Source organism: Altererythrobacter epoxidivorans (genome assembly GCF_001281485.1).
Classification (GTDB): domain Bacteria; phylum Pseudomonadota; class Alphaproteobacteria; order Sphingomonadales; family Sphingomonadaceae; genus Erythrobacter; species Erythrobacter epoxidivorans.
Window position 1 is genome coordinate 1,473,209 of the sequence record NZ_CP012669.1, and the last position, 14,677, is coordinate 1,487,885.

Genomic DNA, 14,677 nt, shown 5'->3' on the forward strand with positions numbered 1-14,677 from the left:
CTCAGACCCCTTTCGGATAGACCGGCAGGATATCGACCGGGATGTCTTCCATCGCCGCAATCGCCGCCTCGGCATGGTCATCCAGCCTGGCATACTTGTCGAAGAACGCCTTGGTCCCTTCGTAATCGCCATTGGCCTGCAGCATCAGCTGGTCATGCAGCAGCGCCTTCAGCCCTGCCTCCATCTTGACCGGGTCGATCACGAAATGACCCTGCGCCGCATCCCAGCGGAACGCGCCTTTCTCTTTCAGATAGCCGTATTGAAGGGCTGCGCCCTGCCCGTGCGCCTCGGTAATGCCAAAGCGCATCGCGCGGAACATACCTGCGAAATAAGTCGGCCAGAGCTTGTTCTTCTCGGCGATGGGCAGTTCGCCCTTCTCCATCATGAAGAGCAGGTTCCACACACCCATCACATCGGCCTTCGATTCCTCGAGCGCCGAATAGCGGTCCTTGAGTTCCGCGTTCACCGTGGTGGTGCGACCATCCTTCACGATCGTTCCCGGGCCGAGGCTGTGCGATAGCTCGTGGAACAGCGTTTCAAGCTGCATGTACTTCTTCACCACCAGCGGCGCCTGCGCATCGCTCAGCACGAGCTTGCCGATTGGGGCGAGGATGCGGTCGTATTTCGCGCCGAGCACGTTCGACAGGATCACTTTCTTTGCACCCTTCGCCTCGCGCACGCGTTCGTCATTGGGCAGGTTGAAAGCGATAGTCTGCACACCGGGCACATTGTCCCCGCCGCCCTGGATCTGGTCGGCGACCGCAATCGGGCTGGCGAAGCCACGCTGGAAATTCTTGTACCTGTCCTCGATCGGCAGGTTCGCCTCCATGTCGCGCAGGTAAGCCTTGTACTTCGCAAGCGAGGCCGATGCTTCGGGATCCTTCAGAGTGACGAAGCTCTCGAACGCGGTCTTCTTGCCATACAAGCGGTCGGTATAGACCTCGTAGGGGCCAATCGCGACTTCGATGGGTGTGCCTTCCAGGTCCATCCACGCAAGCTCGCTTTCGAAATAGTCATCGGTCAGGAACGACTTGGCGCGCAGCGAAAGGAATTTCTTCAGGCTGGGATTGGTCGTGATCTGCGATGCCTGTTCGAGCAGCATCGAGGCCGGAACCAGCCATTCCTTGTATGCTTCGGAATAAGGCACGGCGACCAGCCGGTCCCCGTCACGGCGAACGACCGTATAGTCGCTGGTAAGCGCCGCAACCTGTTCGGGATGCGCGGCGAGATAGGCGTCGAACTCCTCCCGCGTCAGGTCGGTCGGGTAAAAGCCAGCCCCTTCAGGCATGGGTTCGCTGCCCCAGAACGGGTGGAGTTCACCCAGATTGTCCCACGGGCCGAAATTCCGGTCGAACATTTCGAGCAGCAGGTCACGGTCGGCACGGCGGTTGTTGGCGACTGCGCTGCGGGCCTGTTCGTAATTGGCGATCCGCTGGCGCTTGTAGATCTCGCTCATGTAGCCCGACGCTTCGATCAGCAGGTTCACGACCTGTCGTTCCTCGGCCGAGAGGTAGCTCGTGTCGGGCGTCATCGGCACCACGGCCAGCTTCGCCTTCTGGGTGTTGAGATCATAGGGTGCCTCTGCCGGTGCCGCGGTCGAAGCCGGCGGCTCCACGGGCGCGGAAACGCAGGCGGCAGTGGCAAGGAGGAGCGGAAGGGCGGCAAGACGCATGGTGTGACCTCGGTTTATTTTCATTGGCAATGCCTAGGCTTGCATGCCGGACTTGTCACGCACTGCACATATGGTTGCAGCAGCATCTTGATCCTCATTCCGCCCAGTGTATTATCCTTATAAGTCACCGCTCCGGGAGAAATCAATGTTCGTCCGCCATACTCGCCGTCTGACCCTGCCGCTCGCCCTGTTGCTGGCCGGAACTGCGACTGCCGCCGCTGCGCAGGATGTCGCCCGGATGGACGAGGTGATCGAAGCGGAGGTCGCCTCCGACGGGTTCATGGGGTCGGCGCTGGTGGCGAAAGACGGGAAGATCCTGCTCGACCAGGGATATGGTTCGGCAGATCTCGGCTGGGATATTCCCAATGCCAGCGACACGAAGTTTCGCATCGGTTCGGTGACCAAGCAGTTCACGGGCGTCTCTATCCTGCTGCTGATGGAACAGGGAAAGCTAAAGCTCGACGATCCGATCAGGCAGCATTACCCCGATGCCCCTGCGGCGTGGGACGGGATCACGCTGCGCCACCTGCTGCACCACACTTCGGGCATTCCCAGCTTCACCGGGCTGGACGAATTCACCACTTTCAAGTTCCTGCCCATGACGCTGGATGAGGAAATCGCGAAGTTTCGCGACCTCCCGCTCGAATTCACCCCGGGCGAGAAATTCAACTACTCGAATTCGGGCTATGTCCTGCTCGGCGCCGTGATCGAGCGCGCCAGCGGCCAGTCCTATGGCGAATTCGTGAAAGCGAATATCTTCGAACCGCTGGGCATGGAAAACACAGGCATGGACAGCAACTCGGCGATTATCCCGCGCAAGGCGACCGGCTATGCACCGGGCAAGGACGGGATCGTCCGGGCCGAATACGTCAACATGGACATTCCGCACGGCGCCGGTGCGCTCTATTCGACCACCGGTGACCTTCTAAAATGGCAGCGCGGCCTGTTCGGTGGCAAACTGCTGAAGCCGGACAGCCTCAAGCAATATCTCACCCCGGCGCTGTCGAAATACGCGCTGGGCGTCGTCATCGACAAGGATGATGGCGGCAGGCTCTATTCGCACAGTGGCGGGATCGAGGGCTTCAACTCCTGGCTCGCCTACGACCCTGATCGCAAGATCACCGTTGCGGTTCTCGCCAACCTCAACGGACCCGCGGCGAATAAGATAGGCAAGCAATTGTTGACGCTGGCGCGCGGCGAAGAGATCACCCTTGCTGCCGAGCGGGAGGAGATCACGCTGGAGGCAAGCCAGCTGGCCGAATACGAGGGCATCTTTGCCCTCGCCCCGACCTTCAAGATCGAGTTCTTCGTCGATGGCGACCAGTTGAAGACGCAGGCGACAAACCAGCCGGTTTTCCCCGTCTTCGCCGAAGCGAAGGACAAGTTCTTCCTTAAGGTCGTCGATGCGCAACTGCATTTCAACCGCGACGAAGACGGTTCGATCAAGTCGGTCACGTTGCTCCAGGGCGGACAGGTCATGACAGGGATCAAGGAATAGCGGCCAGCCGCAACGAATTGCCACGCCTGCCACACCCCCCTATGCATAGCCGCCTTGGGGGAGAAGCCGAGTGACCTATCCGAAATTGACCGACAAGCCGGGCGCGCTGGAAACCGCCGCCGCGATCCGATCCGGCAAGCTGAGCCCGATGGAAGCCGTCGATGCCGCGATCACGCGGATCGAGCAGCTCGACGCGCATGTAAATGCGCTGGCAGTCCCGAATTTCGAAGCCGCCTATGCCGCAGCGAAGGCGATGGACGGCAAGACGCCGGGTGACGACCAGCCGCTGTTCGGCGTGCCGATGACGATCAAGGAAAGCTTCGACATCGCCGGGCTTCCCAGCACCTTCGGCCTCGCCGAATATCGCGACAATATCGCGGACAGCGATTCGCGGGTCGTCTCGCTGCTCAAGGCGGCGGGTGCGATCATCGTCGGGAAGACCAACGTACCGCCCAATCTTGCCGACTGGCAGTCGAACAACCCTATCTACGGCCGGACGAACAATCCGCACGATCACGGACGCTCGCCCGGCGGTTCCTCCGGCGGTTCGGCGGCGGCCGTCGCAAGCGGAATGGTCGCTTGCGAAGTCGGCACGGACATCGGCGGTTCGATCAGGGTTCCCGCCCATTTCTGCGGCATCTGGGGCCATAAGCCGAGTTGGGGCCTCGTCAGCAAGCGGGGGCACCAGCATCCTGCCAATCCCAATCCGATTGCGCATGACGGTGTCCTGTCCGTCGCAGGGCCGCTGGCGCGCAATGCGGACGATCTCGACGCGCTGCTACGGATTATCGCCGATCGCCCCATTCCCGAAGCCGCGAAGCCGCTGCGCGAATGCCGCCTTTTGCTGGTGACCGATTATCCAGGAAGCCCGATCGACGATCACGTCAGGGGACCGATCGAAGCAGCGGTGGCAGAGCTTGAGAAAGCAGGGGTTACAGTCGACCGGTCGAGCGACCTGCTCCCAGACCTCGCTGACCAGAACCAGACCTATTTCCGCATGCTCAACACCGCGATGGCGCGCGGCGCGCCCTCCCCCGATGGCAAGCAGGCGACCGCGACGGACTGGTTCGACTTCCTCGATGCGCAGGCCGCCAATGAAGCGGCATGGGCAAAACTGTTCGAAACATACGATTTCGTGCTCGCCCCGCCCGCACCCGTGCTCGCCATTCCGCATATCGACCAGCAACTGTTCACGGCGACCCTGCGCATCAATGGCAAGGACCTGCCCGCTTCCCCCGGCCTTGCCTGGGCAGGCATCGCGACCTTTCCCAACCTGCCTTCGACCGTCGTTCCGATCGGCGCGAGCGATGTGGATGGAAGCACGCTGCCGTGCGGCATGCAGGTAATGGGGCCGCGCTGGGGCGATTTCGGCTGTATTGCCGCGGCGCGCCAGATCGATGCCATCGTAAACGGCTGACGCGCAGCTGATGGAAGAGGTCGTTCTTACACCGCTGCTCGACGCGCTCGACATCCTCGGGCTCGCGATCTTTGCGCTGACGGGTGCCCTGCTCGCCGCCAAGGAAAAGCAGACCTTCGTGACGATGGCGTTCTTCGCCCTTGTTACGGGGGTTGGCGGCGGCACGATCCGCGACCTGATGATCGATGCGCCGGTGTTCTGGATCCACGATCCCTGGATTGCAGCCGTCTGCCTGCTGGTTGCGCTGATCGGCTGGTTCACCCCGACCCGGGTGTGGGAGGGAAAGCTGCTCGATTATGCCGATGGAGCCGGTCTGACCGCCTATGCCGTGCTCGGCAGCGCAAAGGCCATGTCCTATGGCATCCCGCCCGTTCCGGCCGCCCTGATGGGAATCATCACCGGCTGCGTTGGCGGGATCATCCGCGACGTGGTCGCCGGCCGTCCCTCGATCATCATGCGGCCCGAGCTTTACGTGACTGCGGCAGCGGTCTCGGCCACGATCACGGTAGCCGGCTCGATGCTGGGAATGCGAGGGACCTTGCTATGGTCGGGCGCATGGATTGCAGGCTTCATGCTGAGAAGCGCCGCGATCCGCTGGCAGCTTGCACTGCCGGCCTATCGCGACGCCTCTCAAACTGGCTGAATTGACGGGCGGACCTTAATTGGCGCCGGCCATCGTGTAGCGATCGTCGGCACCACCTTCGTCGCTTTCGTCCAAATCGCCATCGATCGGGCCACCGGGATAAGCCGGGGCCTGCTTCGACGAAGCGGAGGGAGTGCGCGGTTCAGCCTCACGATTGCGCCAGGCGGCCTCGTAGCGGTCATCGTCCCACTGCTTGTCTTCACGCGCGGCCAATCCGCCGAAATCGACGCCTTCGACGCGGCCATCGGCGCCGATGCTGCAAGTGAAACGGTCGCCATTGTAGAGCGCGCCGGTCACGCGCCAGCCTTCACCGGTGCGATCGACGCTGTCGACAGTATCGACGCGCACATCGCGCTCGATCTCGTTCACGCACAGTTCGACGGCGTTATCGATTCCGCGACCACCGTCGTAACGCGAATCGCCGCGGCGCTCGCGATAGTCATATGGGCGTTCCGGAGAGGGGCGCGTCGGATAACCGCGATAGCGATAGTCGGCTTCGCGCTTGTCGCGGTTCGATTTCGATGCGGCGCTGGCCACGGCAGCGATACCGCCGATGATCAGCACGCCAGCGAGGACGTCGCCCGCATCGACACGATCACGCCGCCAGCGGCGGTGCCGCTCTGCATTGGCGCCATCTTTGTCGAACACGCCCATGGTGGGCACATCGCTTGAGGATTTCGGGCTGGGAAGTTCTGCGGCGGCAGCGGGCGTTGCTGCCATGGAAAGCGCGGCGACCAGACCGGCCAGCCCCGCATGGGTGTTCACTCGAGCCATGGGGCTCCCTCCTGTTAAACGGCTTGCACCAGGATCGAGCGTCCACCATCCGCTCTATCGTCGCATAGCATTAGGCGGCCCAGGCTTTCGATCGCCTGAACCGCCCATGGTGGATCGTTGCAGATCATTCTTGCGACTTAGCGCAGTCCGCGGATCCCGCTGTAATCGAGGTCGACCACCCGGCCCCGCGAAACATCGCAGGTAAACTTGCCGGAATCGCCATTATAGCGGCGATCGTAACGACCATCACGGTCGTAGCGGTCATAGCGGTTATAACGGCTGTTATAGCGGCCATAGCCACGGGTACCGTCGACAACCAGGCGACCCTTCACCTCGACACCGCGACGGTTGCGATCGACATCGCGGATCTCGGTCACGTCGGCATAGCGATAGCCTGCGCGGCGCGCATCGCGCTCAACGGCGGCGACGCACATTTCGACCGCGCGGCGCGGGTTGTCATAACCGTAGTTGTAGCGGCTGTTATAGCGGTTGTCGTACCGGCGATCATAACGGTTGTTGTACCGGTAATCGTCATAGCGGTCGTTCTTGCTGGCAGCGCTGGCGACCGCTGCGATGCCACCAAGGATCACTGCGCCAGCGATGATATCGCCAGCGTCAATGCCGTCACGGTCGCGTGCCTGGGCCGGAGTTGCGCCTGCCAGGGCCATCGCGCCCACTGCAGCCGTTGCGATCCCACCCTTCGCAAAAAGCTTTGTCTTGTTGCTCATCTGAGGTTCTCCTCGTCTGGCCGTGGCGGGATTGCCTCGGCGTCGAGTTACCATCTAGATGAACGGCACTGAGGCGAGCCTGAATTGAGCCGACAGGAGATGTTCAGGAAACTTCGCCATTACCTGAACGATGCTGAAAAAAGGAAAAGGCGGCCGCACTGCTAGGTGCAACCGCCCTCCAGTCCCCTTTAAGGGGAAAATCGAATCAGGCTTCTTCGAAGTCGTCTTCGTCTTCCGACATGACCGGGCCCGAATCCTGGCCCTTGGCATCCATGTCGCGGTCGACGAATTCGATGATCGCCATCTGCGAAGCGTCCGAGGCGCGGTAACCGGCCTTGATGATACGGGTGTAGCCGCCTTCGCGGTCGCCGTAACGCTCGGCCAGAACGTCGAACAGCTTCTTGAGCTGGGTCTCGTCACCGAGGCGGCTCATGGCCAGACGACGGTTCGAAAGGCCGCCACGCTTTGCCAGCGTGATCAGCTTTTCGATGTACGGACGCAGTTCCTTAGCCTTGGGCAGCGTGGTCTGGATCTGCTCGTGCTTGATCAGGGCTGCTGCCATGTTGCGGAACAGGGCCTTGCGGTGGCCCGACTTGCGGCTCAACTTGCGCTGCGAAATACCGTGACGCATTTTACTTCTTCCTTCGTTCGTAGGGGGCCCGTGTAAGGTAGCCCGATACGGGCCGGATCAAGGGGTCCGGCCCATGCCCCGTGCGAGGTGTTAGCCCAGCAGCTCCTGTTCGAGCTTCTTGGCCATTTCCTCGATGTTCTCAGGCGGCCATCCGGGGATGTCCATGCCCAGGCGCAGGCCCATGCTCGACAGCACTTCCTTGATTTCGTTCAAGGACTTGCGGCCGAAGTTCGGGGTGCGCAGCATCTCGGCTTCGGTCTTCTGGACCAGGTCGCCGATGTAGATGATGTTGTCGTTCTTGAGGCAGTTTGCCGAACGGACCGACAGTTCCAGCTCGTCGACCTTCTTGAGAAGGTAGCGGTTGAGCTGGTTGGCATCGTCTTCCTGAGGAGCCGCTGCCTGGCCAATCATTGCCGACTGCGGCTGCGGGATGCCGTCTTCGAAGTGGACGAACAGCGTCAGCTGGTCCTGCAGGATGCGAGCGGCATAAGCCACTGCATCTTCAGGGGTGACGGTACCGTCGGTTTCGATCGTCAGCGACAGCTTGTCGTAGTCGAGTTCCTGGCCAACGCGGGCGTTCTCGACCTTGTAGCTGACCTGCTTGACCGGCGAATAAAGCGAATCGACCGGGATCAGACCGATCGGTGCATCGACCGGACGGTTCGACACGGCGGGGACGTAGCCCTTGCCGGTGTCGGCAGTCAGTTCCATGTTCAGCGTCGCGCCTTCGTCGAGGTGACAGATCACGAGATCCTTGTTCATCACTTCGATGTCGCCCGAAACGGCGATGTCGCCAGCCTTGACTTCGCCAGGGCCGGTTGCGGAAAGCTGCAGACGCTTCGCGCCTTCGCCTTCCATCTTGAGAGCGATCTGCTTCACGTTAAGCACGATGTCGGTCACGTCTTCGCGCACGCCGGCAAGCGAGGAGAATTCGTGAAGGACGTTCTCGATCTTGATCGAGGTGATGGCGCCGCCCTGCAGCGAGCTCAGCAGTACACGACGCAGCGCGTTGCCGAGGGTGAGGCCAAAGCCACGCTCAAGCGGTTCGGCAACGAAAGTTGCCTTGCGGCTCTTGTCGCCGCCTTCCTTGATTTCGAGCGTGTTGGGTTTTTTCAGTTCCTGCCAGTTCTTGATATTGACGGACATGGATTTCCCCTAGGGTTTCAGAAACGGACGGGACCGGCGGCGCTGTTGGCGCATCCGGTCCGTGGAAATGCGGCGACCCGTGACAGGGCCGCCGGGCAGGTACGGATCAGACGCGACGACGCTTCGACGGCCTCACGCCGTTGTGCGGGATCGGGGTCACGTCACGGATCGAGGTGATGTTGAAACCGACTGCGGCGAGACCGCGCAGCGCGCTTTCACGACCCGAACCCGGGCCCTTCACTTCGACTTCCAGCGTACGGACGCCGTGCTCGGCAGCCTTCTTGCCGGCATCGTCTGCAGCGACCTGGGCGGCATAGGGAGTCGACTTGCGGCTGCCCTTGAAGCCCATCATACCGGCGCTCGACCAGCTGATCGCATTGCCCTGCGCATCGGTGATGGTGATCATGGTGTTGTTGAAGCTGGCGTTGATGTGCGCAACGCCGCTCGTGATATTCTTTTTATCGCGACGCCTTACTCGGCCGGGTTCGCGTGCCATGGTTCGTATTCCTCTTAACTAGCGAGAGAAGGAAAAAGCCTCGGGTTGCCCCGAATGCTTACTTCTTCTTCCCGGCGATCGGCTTGGCCTTACCCTTGCGGGTACGGGCGTTGGTGTGCGTGCGCTGGCCACGAACGGGCAGGCCGTTACGGTGGCGAAGGCCACGATACGAACGAAGGTCCATAAGACGCTTTATGTTCATCGCGGTCTGGCGACGCAGGTCACCTTCGACAGCATAGTCTGCGTCGATGGTTTCGCGGATGCGCAGCACTTCCTCGTCGCTGAGGTCCTGCACGCGGCGCGAATGATCGATGCCCAGCTTGTCGGCGATTTCCACGGCGGTGGTACGACCGATTCCGTGAATGTAGGTCAGCGCAATGATAACGCGCTTGTTGGTGGGGATATTGACCCCGGCAATACGAGCCACTTACTTCTCCATGCTCCACAGGGGTTCGACGGTTGATCGCCCGCCCCTATCTCATCGCGGTTAGATCGACGCGCCCCGCCGCCAGAGCCACATCGCACAAGGCAATCAGCTTGAACGGCAAAAAGCCCGGTTGGCGCGCACGAATGGCTATCGCCTGCCGGACTTCTTTCGAACGTGTCGAATATGAGCGCGCTTAGTGTGATTCTTCACCGCCGTCAACCGGCTAGCGCGCGTTCAACTGCGAGCGGCCCATATGGGTCGCCTCGCCATGTGTTCAAGGGTTTTACCGCGCCCGGGCCACCAGGTCAAAGCGCTTGGTCGCAATTATCCTGCGATCAGCCCGCGCCAAGCTCGCCAATCGCTTCTTCCAAAGCCTTTTCGCGGTCGGATTTCTCGTCTTCGGGTGCCGGATCGCCCGCATCTTCTGCAGGTTCGGGCGCAGGCTCCGCCTTTTCCTCTACCTTCTTCGTTTTGGGCGTATCGACCCTTCCCAGCATCGCTGCCAGGCCGTCGAGCTGCTGCGTCATCACGCCATCGACCGCCTTGGCGATCACCGGCGCTTCGAAGCGCATCGGTCCGCCCACGGCATATTCCCAGACGATCCGCGTGCCCTCGTCGGTTTCGGAAAGCGCGATCGTCAACACGCCGGTCACCGGCTCGCTCTGCAAGGGGCCGAGCGCGCCAGAAAGCCTCAGTGCCTTTTCCGGGAAGGCGTGGATCACACGCATGTGTTCGACGCTCCCTTCGAGCGTCACTTCCTTGCTGGTGGGATCTTCAGGGATTCGCTCGCAAAAGCAGCCGCCGGCTTGCGGCCGCAAGGTCAGGTTAGCGGAATCCCCGGACCAGGTGTGCGCGCTATTCCACCACTTGCCCGGCGAAATCAAGGCGAGCCAAGTCGACTTCGCATCTGCCTTCACCACCGCCTCGTCATGCGTGACGAAACTTTCCTTCCCGATTCCGACGACTTCGGCGGACACGGAAGTGGCGCACAGCGCAAGCGGAAGCGCGAGTGCAAGGCTACGAAAATTCATGTTGGCAGATCCTCCTGTCGCCAGGAGGTCTAGGCGTTTTCAATCGCCAGCGAAAGTCAGCTGAGGATTTTCTCGATAGCGTCGGTGACGTCGCCGATCGGCGCCATGCCATCGACACGGCGGACGATGCCGCGGGCCTCGTAACCGGGCAGGATCGGAGCAGTCTTGGCGCGATACTCGGCCATGCGCGTGCGCACGGTTTCCTCGTTATCGTCGGGACGGCGCTTGAATTCGGTTGAGCCGCATTCGTCGCATACGCCCTCTACCTCGGGCTGTTTGAAGGTGTCGTGATAGCCAGCACCGCAATTTGCACACGAGAAACGACCGGTGATGCGTTCCACCAGCGCGTCTTCATCGACCGCCAGTTCGATCACATGGTCGAGCGTGCGGCCATGCTTTTCGAGCAGGGTGTCGAGGATTTCGGCCTGCGCGGCGGTGCGGGGATAGCCGTCGAAGATCGCGCCTACGCCCTCGCCCATCGCCGCCAGTTCGGCGTCGATCAGTTCGGAAACGATCTCGTCCGAAACGAGCTCGCCGCGATCCATCACAGCCTTGGCCTTCAGCCCGACAGGCGTCTTGTCCCTGACTGCGGCGCGCAGCATATCGCCCGTCGAAAGCTGGCGCATGCCGTGGTGTTCGACCAGGCGCGCACTCTGCGTTCCCTTACCTGCGCCCGGAGGGCCGAGAAGGATGATGTTCACAGCTATTCAACCCCCAATTCGCGCTTCGTATGTCAGCGGAGCCGACCCTTCAGCTTCGCTTTTTTGATCAGGTCACCATACTGGTGGGCCAGCAGGTGCGACTGGATCTGGCTGATCGTATCGACGGTGACGTTGACGACGATCAGCAGACTGGTCCCGCCGAGGAACAGCGGAATGCCCGTTTGTGCGATCATGTATTCCGGCACAACACAGACGATAGTCAAATAGATTGCGCCGACGACCGTGATGCGGGTCAGGACGTAGTCGAGATAATCGGCAGTCCGCTTGCCCGGACGGATGCCCGGAATGAAGCCGCCGTTCTTCTTCAGGTTGTCGGCCGTTTCCTCAGGGTTGAAGACGACGGCAGTGTAGAAGAACGAAAAGAAGATGATGCCCATGGCATAGAGCGTCATGTAGAGCGGCTGCCCATGCGCCAGGTACTGGTTCAACGTCACGATGGTCGTGCCGAGCGTGCTGTCGGTGCTGACCGAGTTACCGGCGAACTGCGAGATCGTCAGCGGCAGCAGCAGCAGCGAGCTTGCGAAGATCGGCGGAATGACGCCTGCAGTGTTCAGCTTGAGCGGAAGGTGCGAGCGATCGGCCTGCATCATGCCGCGCTGTGTCGCACGCTTCGGATACTGGATCAGCAGGCGGCGCTGCGCCCGTTCAAAGTACGAAATCAACAGGATCAGGATAACCACCATGGCGACGAAGCCGATGATGATTGCCGGCGAGATCGAACCGGTCCGGCCGCCTTCGAACAGGTTCGAAGTAAAGGTCGGGAACTGGGCGACGATACCGGCCATGATGATCAGCGAAACGCCGTTGCCGATACCGCGACTGGTGATCTGCTCACCCAGCCACAGCAGGAACATGGTACCGCCGACAAGACTGATGACAGCGCCGACGCGGAACATGTAGCCCGGCTGGACGACAGCCTGAAGGCCCTGCGCATTGGCGAAGCTTTCAAGGCCCGCAGCCAGGAACCAGCCCTGGATGACACACAGGAACACCGTGCCATAGCGGGTGTACTGGTTGATCTTCTGACGGCCCGAGGCGCCCTCTTTCTTGAGAGCGGCGAGCGTCGGATGGAGCGCGGCGCCCATCTGGACGACGATCGAGGCAGTAATATAGGGCATGACGCCGAGCGCGATGAGACTCATGCGCTCAAGGCTGCCGCCGGTGAACATGTTGAACATGTCCACGATACCGCCACTGGTGATGTCGGCGAGATCGCGCAGCGCGATCGGGTTTACACCCGGCAGCGGCACGAAGCTCAGGAAACGGAAAACGATAAGCGCACCGATGGTGAACCAGATACGGTTCTTCAGCTCGGTGGCCTTCGAAAAATTGGCGAGACTCATATTGCTCGCGATATTGTCGGCGCGTGATGCCATGGAACTTCTTATGCCCTAACTCGTCGCCGGACCCTCCCGGCTCGGAAAGGTAGATAGGGAGCGGGTCGCCCGATGTCGAACCCCGCTCCCCGAATTTTGCCGATTACTTGGCCTTCTTGGCCTTGTTCGCCTCGGCGCGAGCAGCTTTCTTCTCGTGCTCGGGCTGCGGCTTCGCGAGAACTTCGACGCTGCCGCCAGCCTTTTCGACTGCTGCGATTGCGCCCTTGGTCGCGCCGGTGACGATGATTTTCGCCTTGGCCGTGATGTCACCCTTGCCGAGCAGGCGGACACCGTCCTTGCCACCGCGAACGAGGCCAGCCTCGCGCAGCGCTTCTTCGGTGATGTCCTTCTTGCCGTCGAGCTTCTTGGCGTCGATGAACTTCTGGATCATGCCGGTGTTCACTTCGGCATAGTCCTTGGCAAACGGGTTGTTGAAACCGCGCTTCGGCAGACGCATGTGAAGCGGCATCTGGCCGCCTTCGAAGCCCTTGATGGCTACGCCCGAACGGCTCTTCTGACCCTTCTGGCCGCGGCCACCGGTCTTGCCCTTGCCCGAGCCGATACCACGGCCGACACGCATGCGGCCCTTGCGGGCGCCTTCGTTGTCACGGATGTCATTGAGTTTCATAGTCTTGCACTCGCTTTCGCTTTGTTCGCGCTAAAAGGAAGCGGCCACCTAGCGTCGGAAGCGGCAAATGTCACCCCCAAACTGCCAGATTCCGGCACGATTTCTTATGCGAGCGCCCTGCGCAGATATCGCCGAGCCGGCGCTTCGAAATACCTGTAACTCAATCGGGCCACAAATAGCGATATCGCAAGGTAGGAAAAGAAGAATGCCGGTGATTGAGCCAATACCTCTAACTGTCCGGAGGGACCGATAATCAAGATAGCACTCAACTGAATGGGAAAGTGCCAGAGATATAAGCCATAAGAGGATTCCCCCAACCATTCGGATACTCGGCGAAACCTTTCCGGCACTGCACCTTCAAATGCATACAAGGCGACGAGCATCCCGCCGAATAGACCAACTCCGCCCAATGTCTTGAACCCGCCGACACCGAAGTATGCCGAAAACACCAAGCCTTCGGTGATCAACAGAACGGCTAGAGCGCTCATGCCGATCCTTGAAGTGAGCCCCAGGCACATTCTCGCAAGCATGGCGCCTGAAAAGAAAAAGAACCCGCACCTGAAGATTTCAGTTAGATTTCCAAATGTCATGAATAGTGCAAAAAACCCGGCAGCAAACACGGCCGAAATTAGAGCATTTTGGTGAGCCAATCTTGAGCTTAAAGCCCAGAAAACGCCATAAATCACCACCTCGACAGAGACCGACCATATTGGTCCGTTGAAAGAGTACCCCGTATTCACCCAGTCTGACGCAAGGACCAGCTGGGCAAGAAAATGCTCGAGATCGAAGTTCGCGTAGATTGGAGTGTAACCAAGGGTCAGCCGGGCTGCTAAGAACAATGCAGTCACCAGGATCAAGGTCACGAGATGGAGCGGATACAGCCGCGCGATCCTGTTTACGAGAAAAGCACGGCCATCCTTGATTTGCGCCGGGTAAACATACGTAAATACAAATCCGGAGATCATCCAGAAAATTTGGACCGCAAAATCGCCTTCGGAGTAGACGATGGAAAGTGCATCGGAGAACGGCGCAATGTCAGGAAAATCGTAAATGGCTGTCCGATCCGGACCAGCCATGAAAAAGTGGCCATAGTGATAGATGAGTACGCAAAGTGCCGCCAGACCCCTGAAACCGTCGATTAATGAGAGGTAGGGAGTCTTCATCTCAATCCCCGTTCGAGACAAGGATTCAAGATAACCGCCGGTCACCCCTGTCAGCAAGACTCTGTCAGAACCAATTCGACAAATAAAAAGCCCCGGCATTTCTGCCGGGGCTTTTGAATTTCAAGATGTCTGCGGTCAGTCGACCACTGTCACCAGATGCGGGATCTTGGCGATCGCGCCGAGCACCTCGGGGGTGGCTTCGCGTTCGACAACCTTGTGCATCTTGCCAAGGCCCAGACCGATCAGGATCTTCTTCTGGGCTTCGGGACGGCGGATCGGCGAACCGGTCTGCTTGATCTTGATGGTTTCTTTCTTCGCCATCGAT

General features: G+C 60.4%; 16 protein-coding genes. 3 read left to right on the forward strand and 13 right to left on the reverse strand.

The annotated features are described in order from the left end of the window. Position 1: 1 nt before the first annotated feature. Positions 2–1,696, reverse strand: a complete 1,695-nt coding sequence (locus AMC99_RS07380; protein ID WP_232301349.1) for a dipeptidyl-peptidase 3 family protein — start codon at positions 1,694–1,696, stop codon at positions 2–4. A gap of 121 nt (positions 1,697–1,817) precedes the next feature. On the opposite strand from AMC99_RS07380, the gene AMC99_RS07385 reads away from it, so the two are divergent. From AMC99_RS07385 to AMC99_RS07395, 3 genes are all read left to right on the forward strand, one after another. Next, positions 1,818–3,170 (forward strand): serine hydrolase, encoded by a 1,353-nt coding sequence (locus tag AMC99_RS07385; protein ID WP_061924837.1) that lies wholly within the window; start codon positions 1,818–1,820, stop codon positions 3,168–3,170. A 70-nt stretch (positions 3,171–3,240) separates the two neighbouring features. After that, complete coding sequence (locus AMC99_RS07390; RefSeq protein WP_061924840.1) at positions 3,241–4,587, forward strand: amidase family protein; 1,347 nt, start codon at positions 3,241–3,243, stop codon at positions 4,585–4,587. Between the two features lie 10 nt (positions 4,588–4,597). Continuing rightward, the gene (locus tag AMC99_RS07395; protein WP_061924842.1) at positions 4,598–5,230 is read left to right on the forward strand and encodes a trimeric intracellular cation channel family protein; all 633 of its coding nucleotides are present in this window, start codon (positions 4,598–4,600) and stop codon (positions 5,228–5,230) included. 15 nt (positions 5,231–5,245) lie between these two features. On the opposite strand, the gene AMC99_RS07400 is transcribed toward AMC99_RS07395, so the two are convergent. The 12 genes from AMC99_RS07400 to rpmD form a co-directional block, all read right to left on the reverse strand. Next, complete coding sequence (locus tag AMC99_RS07400; RefSeq protein ID WP_061924844.1) at positions 5,246–6,004, reverse strand: hypothetical protein; 759 nt, start codon at positions 6,002–6,004, stop codon at positions 5,246–5,248. Positions 6,005–6,141: 137 nt separating this feature from the next. Next, positions 6,142–6,732, reverse strand: a complete 591-nt coding sequence (locus AMC99_RS07405) for a hypothetical protein (RefSeq protein ID WP_061924847.1) — start codon at positions 6,730–6,732, stop codon at positions 6,142–6,144. Between the two features lie 205 nt (positions 6,733–6,937). Continuing rightward, a complete protein-coding gene (rplQ, locus tag AMC99_RS07410) occupies positions 6,938–7,363 on the reverse strand; it encodes a 50S ribosomal protein L17 (protein WP_061924850.1) in 426 nt (141 codons plus the stop codon). A gap of 90 nt (positions 7,364–7,453) precedes the next feature. Beyond that, a complete protein-coding gene (locus AMC99_RS07415; RefSeq protein WP_061924853.1) occupies positions 7,454–8,509 on the reverse strand; it encodes a DNA-directed RNA polymerase subunit alpha in 1,056 nt (351 codons plus the stop codon). A gap of 106 nt (positions 8,510–8,615) precedes the next feature. Further along, positions 8,616–9,005, reverse strand: coding sequence for a 30S ribosomal protein S11 (gene rpsK / locus AMC99_RS07420; RefSeq protein ID WP_061924856.1), 390 nt, complete (start codon positions 9,003–9,005; stop codon positions 8,616–8,618). A 58-nt stretch (positions 9,006–9,063) separates the two neighbouring features. Then, positions 9,064–9,432, reverse strand: coding sequence for a 30S ribosomal protein S13 (gene rpsM / locus AMC99_RS07425; protein WP_061924859.1), 369 nt, complete (start codon positions 9,430–9,432; stop codon positions 9,064–9,066). 335 nt (positions 9,433–9,767) lie between these two features. Next, positions 9,768–10,463, reverse strand: coding sequence for an SRPBCC family protein (locus tag AMC99_RS07430; protein WP_061924861.1), 696 nt, complete (start codon positions 10,461–10,463; stop codon positions 9,768–9,770). A 56-nt stretch (positions 10,464–10,519) separates the two neighbouring features. Continuing rightward, positions 10,520–11,164, reverse strand: a complete 645-nt coding sequence (locus AMC99_RS07435; protein WP_061924862.1) for an adenylate kinase — start codon at positions 11,162–11,164, stop codon at positions 10,520–10,522. A gap of 32 nt (positions 11,165–11,196) precedes the next feature. Further along, positions 11,197–12,561: a preprotein translocase subunit SecY gene (gene secY / locus AMC99_RS07440; protein WP_061924865.1), complete on the reverse strand. Its 1,365-nt coding sequence runs from the start codon at positions 12,559–12,561 to the stop codon at positions 11,197–11,199. Between the two features lie 103 nt (positions 12,562–12,664). Next, a complete protein-coding gene (rplO, locus tag AMC99_RS07445; protein WP_061924867.1) occupies positions 12,665–13,189 on the reverse strand; it encodes a 50S ribosomal protein L15 in 525 nt (174 codons plus the stop codon). A gap of 104 nt (positions 13,190–13,293) precedes the next feature. Beyond that, the gene (locus AMC99_RS07450) at positions 13,294–14,451 is read right to left on the reverse strand and encodes an acyltransferase family protein (protein WP_061924870.1); all 1,158 of its coding nucleotides are present in this window, start codon (positions 14,449–14,451) and stop codon (positions 13,294–13,296) included. A gap of 36 nt (positions 14,452–14,487) precedes the next feature. Next, positions 14,488–14,673 (reverse strand): 50S ribosomal protein L30, encoded by a 186-nt coding sequence (gene rpmD, locus AMC99_RS07455; RefSeq protein WP_061924873.1) that lies wholly within the window; start codon positions 14,671–14,673, stop codon positions 14,488–14,490. Positions 14,674–14,677 lie beyond the last annotated feature (4 nt).

Excerpts from the sequence above, each read along its gene's own strand:
- AMC99_RS07380 (WP_232301349.1), bottom strand. The coding sequence starts at position 1,696 with ATGAAAATAAACCGAGGTCACACCATGCGTCTTGCCGCCCTTCCGCTC.
- AMC99_RS07385 (WP_061924837.1), top strand. The coding sequence starts at position 1,818 with ATGTTCGTCCGCCATACTCGCCGTCTGACCCTGCCGCTCGCCCTGTTG.
- AMC99_RS07395 (WP_061924842.1), top strand. The coding sequence starts at position 4,598 with ATGGAAGAGGTCGTTCTTACACCGCTGCTCGACGCGCTCGACATCCTC.
- AMC99_RS07400 (WP_061924844.1), bottom strand. The coding sequence starts at position 6,004 with ATGGCTCGAGTGAACACCCATGCGGGGCTGGCCGGTCTGGTCGCCGCG.
- AMC99_RS07405 (WP_061924847.1), bottom strand. The coding sequence starts at position 6,732 with ATGAGCAACAAGACAAAGCTTTTTGCGAAGGGTGGGATCGCAACGGCT.
- rplQ (WP_061924850.1), bottom strand. The coding sequence starts at position 7,363 with ATGCGTCACGGTATTTCGCAGCGCAAGTTGAGCCGCAAGTCGGGCCAC.
- AMC99_RS07415 (WP_061924853.1), bottom strand. The coding sequence starts at position 8,509 with ATGTCCGTCAATATCAAGAACTGGCAGGAACTGAAAAAACCCAACACG.
- rpsK (WP_061924856.1), bottom strand. The coding sequence starts at position 9,005 with ATGGCACGCGAACCCGGCCGAGTAAGGCGTCGCGATAAAAAGAATATC.
- AMC99_RS07430 (WP_061924861.1), bottom strand. The coding sequence starts at position 10,463 with ATGAATTTTCGTAGCCTTGCACTCGCGCTTCCGCTTGCGCTGTGCGCC.
- secY (WP_061924865.1), bottom strand. The coding sequence starts at position 12,561 with ATGGCATCACGCGCCGACAATATCGCGAGCAATATGAGTCTCGCCAAT.
- rplO (WP_061924867.1), bottom strand. The coding sequence starts at position 13,189 with ATGAAACTCAATGACATCCGTGACAACGAAGGCGCCCGCAAGGGCCGC.
- AMC99_RS07450 (WP_061924870.1), bottom strand. The coding sequence starts at position 14,451 with ATGCCGGGGCTTTTTATTTGTCGAATTGGTTCTGACAGAGTCTTGCTG.
- rpmD (WP_061924873.1), bottom strand. The coding sequence starts at position 14,673 with ATGGCGAAGAAAGAAACCATCAAGATCAAGCAGACCGGTTCGCCGATC.